Origin of the sequence: Chroococcidiopsis sp., from assembly GCF_051657925.1 — a bacterium.
Taxonomy (GTDB): domain Bacteria; phylum Cyanobacteriota; class Cyanobacteriia; order Cyanobacteriales; family Chroococcidiopsidaceae; genus Chroococcidiopsis.
Genome location: NZ_JBOFLP010000378.1, coordinates 1 through 9024, shown reverse-complemented (window position 1 = coordinate 9024; position 9024 = coordinate 1). Strand labels below are relative to the sequence as shown.

5 protein-coding genes are annotated in these 9024 nt (G+C 43.3%); all 5 read left to right on the top strand.

The annotated features are described in order from the left end of the window. Nucleotides 1–194 (top strand): hypothetical protein (locus ACRC32_RS30230; protein WP_438557451.1); only part of this gene is annotated, 194 nt, incomplete at its 5' end. An 18-nt stretch (nt 195–212) separates the two neighbouring features. Next, nucleotides 213–905 (top strand): hypothetical protein, encoded by a 693-nt coding sequence (locus ACRC32_RS30225; RefSeq protein WP_438557450.1) that lies wholly within the window; start codon nt 213–215, stop codon nt 903–905. Between the two features lies 1 nt (nt 906). Further along, on the top strand, nt 907–1533 hold the full coding sequence (locus tag ACRC32_RS30220; RefSeq protein ID WP_438557449.1) for a hypothetical protein: 627 nt from the start codon (nt 907–909) through the stop codon (nt 1531–1533). 2 nt (nt 1534–1535) lie between these two features. Then, nucleotides 1536–2063, top strand: a complete 528-nt coding sequence (locus tag ACRC32_RS30215) for a hypothetical protein (protein WP_438557448.1) — start codon at nt 1536–1538, stop codon at nt 2061–2063. After that, on the top strand, nt 2056–9024 hold a 6969-nt coding region (locus ACRC32_RS30210; protein ID WP_438557447.1), incomplete at its 3' end, for a tape measure protein. The genes ACRC32_RS30215 and ACRC32_RS30210, both read left to right, overlap by 8 nt.

Below are 9024 nucleotides of genomic sequence, written 5' to 3'. Positions count from 1 at the left end.
AATATGAGTGGTCTGTAACGCTTAAGCAGTGGGACGCATCTAATAACTTACTTGCGGCAACAGAAAAGCTGGTTAATAACTTACCTTACCTACTGACCAGCCCTCGGACTGTGCCGCCAAACCCAGCACTAGGGAATATTGAGACTGTTCGTTTTGAAATTGTTGAATTTGAACATCAAGCAATATCTGCATAACTATAAGGAAATAAGAAAATGGCTAATCCATTTATCATTGGTCGTGGGTCAGAAGTGACAATTGCTTTACTTGAGCCAGGTGTTAGAGAAGAAGTAGTGCCTCAAACTATTACTGTAGGTACAACTGAGGCGGCAGCACTTGCTACAACTATCACGGTTGCAGCACTAACTGAACCATTAGTTGCTAGCGCCGAAAGCCCTGTCTTTTTAGCTTTTGAGGATGCGGTAACGGGGGGAGAGCGATTTGTGAAAGTCGTTGCTAATGCCGCAGATGGGGCAACAACTCTAACTGTCGAACCATTGAAACGCGCGATTTCTCCTGCTTCCACTGCTCGTCATCCAGTCAAGCTACAAGCGCGGACATCGGCTGATTTGTCTACAACTGCAAATGATATCACTTCTAGCACCTTCGACCAGGACGGTTACGTAGACGGGATTGTAGCGAGTATTGGTTATGGTTTGTCTTGTCCTGGAAATTTTATTCAACTTGACGCAGGTTTCCGTACTGCCTTCTTTGCTTTCAACGAGTTTAGAGAGGTATGGGTGACATTAAAAATGCCCACCCCTGGCGGTGGCTATACAAGTGGGTACATTTTTAAAGGAGCGGCAAGCGTGACCGATTTACCCATTGCTGACCCCGCCGACGGCGTGATATCTGCCAATGCCACGTTCTCCTTTCGCGGCAAATTAATTATTGAGGAGCCGAAGTAATATGTTGCGTCTCCCTTTTAAGTCAGAACCAAAACCTACAACAGTTTCAGTAGGCGATGAAGAAATCGGCATTCTAGAGTTTCCTAAGCTCTACGATCTGACCCCCAACGAGCGCCTATTCATTAAGGAGGCGATGAAAGATATTCCCGATGTCCGCTTTGAAGGCATAAAGCTTGCTAAAGAGTTCGCCCTCGCCTCCGGTACGCCTGTTTCTAAAATGTACGTGGCGCTTACAACTGGGGACGCTGAAACGTTAGGGGAACACTTGGAAGCAATGCTGCACTTCCAAGAACGGATGGAAAAGTCGGGAGAAAAGCGGATTACGGCAACCGTGACAGCATTAATTAAGTATCGCATCTTCCCCGATTGGACAGAAGCCGACACGGACGACATAGAACAGTTGCCTCCGAAACTGCGATCGCGCATCTACGAGTTTTCCCAAAAAGAAGCATCAGGATGGAGGGATGAGCCACCCATTGAACTAACCGAAGAAGACTTGGGAAAATCGCGGACGGCTCTTTCAACCGAGAGCCAGATTGGGGAGAACTCTACTGGCGACTTAGAAAGCTCTGCCCCTACGAAGAACGCTTCAACGAAGAAAACTTTGGCAGCCAGCCCTGCTGGTTAATCATGGATGCGATCGCAGCTAATTCTAAACTCAGGACCGAAGAACTGCACTTAGGTGAACTGGGTATATCTACCCTAACCTCGGTATTTTGGAACGCAAACCGCGATCCAAAGAAGGGCGAACCTGTCAAAGCTTCGGATTTTTGGCACTTTACGCCCCAAGTGGATGAAGGGGAGAAGATAAGTGCGATCGCATCCAATAGTTTCTTTAGTTTGGTCAGTGAAGAAAAAATGCCGTCTTGGGCAGTATCCTTAGCCCCGATAGACCAGTTACGCAAAGGTAAAAATGGCGGCGAAACCCCTAAGTGCCGTGCTTGGATGCGCAAGGGAGTGATGCTGATTGCTCCACAAATTAAAGGGGACAAAGCGATCGCACCTCTAGCCCTAATTGACGGGGTAGAAGGGCAAATATCGGTAATTGATATTGATACGGGGACGGCTAGAGAGATATTCGTTGCCAATGCTAAAAAAGAGGTTTATTGGGCGATTAATGTGGAATTTCAGCTAATAGGAAGTGTGACATATGGCTAATGTTGGATCGGTGGAACTGAGTCTGAGCCTGAACAAAACAGCATTCGACAAGGATTTAAGTAGCCTTTCAAAACTAGAAATTCCACCGCTCAACTTAGACCTCAAACTTGATGCTAAATCCTTAAACAAGCAGCTTAAGGATTTAAAGAACGGTGACTATGGTTGTTTGGAGTTGGAAATCTGTCCCGATATCAAGGGGCTATCGCGCAAGCTTAAGGAGTTACCGAAGTCATTAGTTGACTGCATTCCCGTTCAGATATGTCCTGATATCAAGGGGTTTGAAGCAAAGCTTGCAAAACTAGCTAATTCTCCTAAAAAATACAACTTCAAAATTGATGCTGACAAATTAACGCTTGATGTAGAAGAAGGTATTAACCGAGGTACTACTAGGGCTAAAAAAAAGCTGGACATTGATATTTATGGAGCTTCTCGCGGCAGAGAATCGGGCTTGCGCCAAACTAATTTTAACGATGCTCTTGCCCCACTTAAGTCTTTAAGCAAAGACCTGTCAAATACTTTTAAAAGTCTGGCTGATGGGCTATTAGAGGCTCTGAAAGGAACAGTTAAAGCAGTTACCTCTAACAATCCCTTAAAAGGGCTAGCAACAGTTTTTATTAAAACAATTGGCACGATTGGTTCAATACTTGCCCCTTTGATAGTTCTCCCGCTTAAAGTTTTAGGCTCGTCTCTAGGCAGCGTTGCTAGTGGCATCGGCTTACAGATTGGCAGCAACTTATCCCAATCGTTACTTAAAGGTGCAATCGATGCTATAGAAGGCTCTTTAAGTAAGTCAATAGGCAGCTTCTCATTGCTAGGGGAAGTCTTAGGCAAAGAATTAACAGCTTTAATTAATAATTTAGGCGGTAGCAAAAACCCATTAACCAAGGTGCTTGCGTCTCTACTACCAACGCCTGAAGCTTTGGGAGAGATAGTTAGTGCTAGCGCTGGGAAAAAAGCGATCGCTATTGAATCAAATGCTAAAAGAAGTCAAACCAGAGCCGCAAACAAAGCCAAAGCAGAAGCAGCAAGAGAGGAGGCGTTAACGGCTTATGAAGCTGTAAAGCCTCGCCAAGCAGAAGCAGTAGAAATTGCTAAGAACCTTGAGAAGCAGAGGAAAGTCACGGATGCAAAAGCTACTTTATTTGCTCGTGATTTTAACGCTCGTCAACAAGAAGTAAGAGAAAAAGCTGAAAGAATAAATGTTAAACTAACGCCCGAATCGTTAGCCAAGATTAGACAAAAAGAATACGATAAACAAGTCGCTCAATATACTAAAGCAGCCGAAGAATTACAGAAACAAGGGGCGACTCGTGATGCAATTAAAGTTCGACAATTAATTGCGTCTTTGTATAAACCAAATACTAAAGATATAACTCCATCTGAAATCGCGCTAGCAGAGCGAGAGCGCACTGTTCAAGCTAGAAATAGATTTACATCCCGCATACTCAATAAAGAATTTTCTTCTCGCCGCACAGAACTTAAGTCTGAGCAACGGAAACTAGCCGAGCTTGGCAAGCAATACAAAACTGAGGCTGAACCTGTTCTTAACGCTTTTACTGATATTGAGGCGTTAGGGTTGGGAGGACAAGTATCCTCTTCTCGCGCCAGGAAGAGCGCAAGGGGACGCGATCGCACAGCTTTAACAAACTACGAGCAGATAGCGCAGCAGGTAGCAGGTTTATCAGGAACCACACTAGATAAAACACAATTGCCTAAACTTGCAATTAGTGCCAATTTACCCCAAGGTGTTCAAGCAGCTTACTCGGCTGATAAAAATACAGTTTTAGTTTCCGAGGCGCTGAAAGATCAAGTAGAACAAGGCAAGCTAACTGACAAGAATTTAGAATTACTAATCCATGAGTTGCGTCACGCAGTCCAATCAGGTTTTGGCGGCAGCGCTCCTCTTATTCCTGACAACCAATTACTAGCTCCAACAGCTAGCGAAGCCGCGCTATTGGGTCGAAATATTGAGAGGTCTGTATCTATCCAAGCTCCAGATAAACAAGACTCATATCGCCGCACTGAAGCCGATGCGTATGTTTTTGCTAGGAGAAACATCGCCACAGTTAAAGAGGAACAAGCTAAGAGCCAAGCGCTTGCAAACCTTAACAAAGTATCTGGAATCGGCGGCAGCAAAGTAGCAGATTTCGTTCAAGGTAGGCAAGTCGCCGCCCTGAAAAAAGTTCAGGAAATTAGTGTTTTAGGCAAAGAAAAAGGCTTAGATACTACAAAGCTAGAACAGCAAGCCCTAGCAGATATCAGTAAAATTGATTCCCAGCTAGAGAAGTTTTTGGGCAAAATTGCTAGCGCCGAAAGCTTATCAGTTTCAGAAATAGCCAAGCTAGAAGCAGAACTACTAGCTTATTTAAAAACTACAGCAGAGCAAATTAACTCAATTCCGACTAAAGCAATTGAGACGGTTAAACAAAAGCTCAAAGCTCCAGATCCTAAAATTGATAGTGCAGTAAATAAACAAACTATTGATACCAAAGAAAATCTATCACGGTTAACAGTTGAAAACCTACGCTCTATAGCTAAAAAAGCCCAAGTTTCTACTTATAACAAGGAAACAAAAAAGGCATCAACAAAGACCGAATTGATTGATGTTTTAAGCCAAGTTTCCCCTACTATCCTCGAACCGTTAATTCCGAATGTAGGTAAACCAACAGCCGAGGGGCTTGCTAGATCCAAAACTTTAGCCAACTCAAATAAGATCGATGCCTTAAAACAGGTAAAAGCCTTCAACGCCAAAATAGCTAATAAAACAAAGAACGATCGCCCCCTATCGCAACGGCAAGAAGCCTTAAACGAAGTCATCACGGAGCTTGCAGCAGTAGAAAGTGCGATCGCTTTATCATCGGACCAAGAAGTAAAACGAGCGCTCAAAGGTCAAGCTTTATACCTGTCGCGGTTGAGACTAAAAATCAAAGGTGCGATTTCTGAAGTTAAGCTCAAATCCAGAAGTAGTAGCATCACCCCAGATGCTCAAGCTGCCCGCGAACTAGATGACATCGAAGCTGGCTTTGGCGATTTAAGGGAGGAGCTAGAGAATTTAAAGCGATCGTTTGCTACCCCTAAAACTGGGCAAGATTTGCCGGAAATGTCGGGTAAGCAAGTCCAAGAACTCAGGGCAAAGCAGCTCAAAAGCGAGCGTGAGGATAGGGCTAATAGTTTTACCGCACAATTGAAACGTCAAGCAGCAGAAGACGCAAATGCAAATAGAGCAATGCGGCGGATTAGGAGGGAACTGAAGCGTCCTATTGATATACCAATTGTTGAGCCAATTAAAACAATTTCTCAGCTAGAAGCAGAACAGCAATTAAGAATTTCTAAAGGTCGTAGAACGGGACTTAACGATCCAAACCCGAACGCCATTAGGACAAGACTTAGAGATATTCCAGGTATCTTAACTGAACGTGGGAGAAACGCTCAAATAACTAAAGCTAGGTACTTAACCGAAAATGCTTCGCAGTTAGCTTCCTTAGCTGCAATCAAAACAGGGGATAACCCAACAGCCAAGCAAATTACTGAAATTCAAAAATTGCAAGTCGCCTTCCTAAATTTAGGAAATGCCGCAGCTAAATATGGGGAGAAAAATAGCAAGCGCAATTTCCAAGAATTGACTAAAGCTACAGCCGAGTTAGAGGCAAGTTTAAGCAAGCTAGGCGTACCATTAACTCGCATCAATCAATTAGTAGCAGAGCAATCAGATAGATTAAGCGATTTAACGCAGTCAGGAGTTGACGTTCCCGAACTTGTAGCTAAACCGTTTGACTCTGTAACTGAATCTCTGGGTAGGGCATCAGGAGCCGGAGGAAAGCTACTAGGAGTTACCGGAGGGTTGCTACGCGGCTTTTTAGCTTTTAGCGGTATAGCTTTCTTGCAGAATGTCTTTCAAGGTATTGCTACAAGCTCATTCAAAGCTTTTGTAGAAATAGATCGCTTAAAAACTGCTCTAAACTTTGCATCTGGCTCTAGTATCCAAGGTAGTCAAAACTTAGCTTTTATTAAACAACAAGTAGAAGATTTTAAAATTCCTCTAACAAGCGCCCAGCAAGGTTTTACTCAGCTTGCTGCTGCAACTCGCGGAGGAGCTTTAGAAGGCAGACCGACCAAAGATATATTTACAGGTATAACTGCTGCTTCAACTGTACTGAGCTTGAGCGCTGAAGACACCCAAGGAGCGTTTCTCGCACTTTCTCAAATTGCCTCCAAAGGTAAAGTCCAAGCTGAAGAATTGCGAGGTCAACTAGGAGAACGCATACCTGGGGCGTTTGCGATCGCAGCGCGGTCGATGGGCGTAACTGAAGCCGAGTTAAATAAGTTATTGGAAACTGGGCAAGTATTAGCTCAAGACTTCCTGCCTCGCTTCGGGCAACAGTTGCAAATAGAATTTGGGGACGCGGCAGCAGATGCTAGCGGCAACGCTCAAAGTGCGATATTTAACTTGCAAAATACTTTTTTGTCTTTGCAACAAACAATCGGCGAAACGATTGGTCCTGTAGTAGTTACTGCTTTTAACGGTTTTGCTGTTGCGCTCAAGGGTATAGGTTCCGTAATAGATGAAATTGCGATCGCTGTTGGCGCATTAAGTGTTGCTTTATTGGTTAATCTTGGCAGAAGTCTTAAAGCGACGATCGCCAACCTCATCCTTACTAAAGCTGCTGGCGGTACTTTAGCTGGTGCTTTTTCTAGCGTTGCTCAATCCATTAATAATTCATTTTCTGCCAAGTTAACTGTAGGCATTTTTGCTGTAGTTGAAATCGTCAAATTGTTAGCTGACACAGTTAATACAGAGCTTGTTAAATCTTTTGATAGCGCAGCTAAAAGTGCAACTCGCGCTGCCGAACAATCAGCAAAAGCACTTGAAAAAAGAAGTAATACCACTGGTCCGAGCAATGACGAAGAACCGCCAGAAATTAACTTTGTTGACACTTTAACTAGAGGTATATCTAAAGCAAATCCTTTAGTTAAAGGTCTATTTGGCGGTGGCGCTACGGCGCTAGGAGAATTATTAAATAGAGGTGTCAATTTTGCTAAAACGGGAAAAGCTGATTTTTACTCTTATGGCGACTTGCAGCGCGATAATCTAGATGCCTCTTTGGGGTCAGTTAATAGCGGTGCTAATGCCTTAATCGCGTCAGGGCAATTAAATTTAAGTAACTTTAAAAAAAGCCGCTCTCCCGAAATCGAAAACCAACTGCGGACTTTAGAGGATTTACGCCGTCTAATTCAATCTTCTGCCGAGCGGGACTTTTCTTTAAAGGGTCTAGCGGTTCCACCAGAGGTCAAGAAAGATTTAGAGGATGTAACAAAAAAAATCCAAACTCTTAACGAGCAAAGAAGCGATCTAGTTAAACCTGTAACCCAAGACTTAGCTAGAATTGCCAGGCAAATTAGCGATACGAAAGCTTTACTCAAACAACTTGACGATCCAAATGTCGTAGATGCTCTGGGGACTGAAAAGGCTGAAGCGAGGAGAGAACAACTACTTGCCACAATAGAATCTCTAAAAAAGTTCCAATCAACTGCTGAGAAGGCATTGATATCCCTTAAAGCAGACCCCGTACTCGCTTTTACTGATGCTATACGTAAACTAAACGTAGAGCTTGCAAAAAATATTGAAGCCTCATCAAAAGCGTTTCTATCTAAGAAAGAATCGTCGGCACTGACATCTCTTGGTGACTTTAGCACTAATCCTAACGCAAGTAGCGCTGAGGCACTGCGAAATGCCATTGACGAGCGCGATGCAAGGGCAAGTGAAGCAGATGCTTTAAATAGAGATGCTGCTGCTAAAAAAGCAGCATTAGCTACTCCAGAATTTACCAATACTCTTTCTAGATTTGGACTAACTTCAAGTTCCTCAATTGCCGAAGTTCAAGGGGCAATAGATCGCCCTGGCGTTGATGAAGCAGACAAAGCCGTACTTGAAAACATTAAATCCGTGCAGGAAGCAGAAATTAAAGCCTCAGAAAGCCGAATTGCGCGGGCAGAAGCTGAAGCAAGGCTCCGAAAACAAATAGAGGCGAACGCATTAAATTTTATTGCCAAGCGTGCCGACGAATACGAAGCCATTACCCGTAGGAGTGAAGCTAACCGGACGGCTGAAGTTAAAAAGCAACTGAGCGATCGCACAATTACAGAAGAAGCTGGGGCTGAAGCTATAGCTAAAAAACAGTACGAAAGCGCTTATGCAAGACAAATATATTTAAAAGTTGAGTTAGATAATTTGCGCTCATTTTATCAAGCAGGCTACATTAGTGCCGAGACTTTTACAACTAAGGAACGCGAATTAGTAACGAGACAAGCTGAACTAAAGCAACAATTTGAAGAAAGCGGGCTTGCTTTGAGGGAAGCTAATGCTAAACGAATATTAGCTGACTTAGCTGAGATTAATAGTGCTTTTGAAAGCAAAATTACCTTACTCCAAACACAAAGAAATACTGCAATCAAACAATCTCAGCTTAATGGGACAAGTACCGACCAAGCTGGGCGGGATACAACTGACAGCGATCGCCAAGCAATTATAGATAGGATTAAATTAATTAAGGACGAGCAATATCAAAACGAATACTCAGTCAAGAATAAAATTATCGATCAGCGCAACTTTGCAAAGGAACAACGTAGACTAAACCAAGAATTAGCAGTGGCTAATGACAACTTAGCGGCAAACGACTTGCAAAGGGAAAAAGAGTACAGGGAAGAGTTTGATAAAATATTCAGCCGCGAAAGACGTAATGTAGATTTAAATAGTGCAAATTCATCAAACGCGATTGCCCGCGATGCATTTAATGCAACTGTTAATGCTAAAACCCCCTTCGATACTAAAGCATTTGATTTAACAACCGGACGTAGTGAGTTAGAGAATAGAAACTCCGCCTTACTAGACCAATTAAATATTTTAGATCAGCAGATAGAACGAATACCGGACTTACGGTTATCAGAAGAAGAGGCAGCAGAC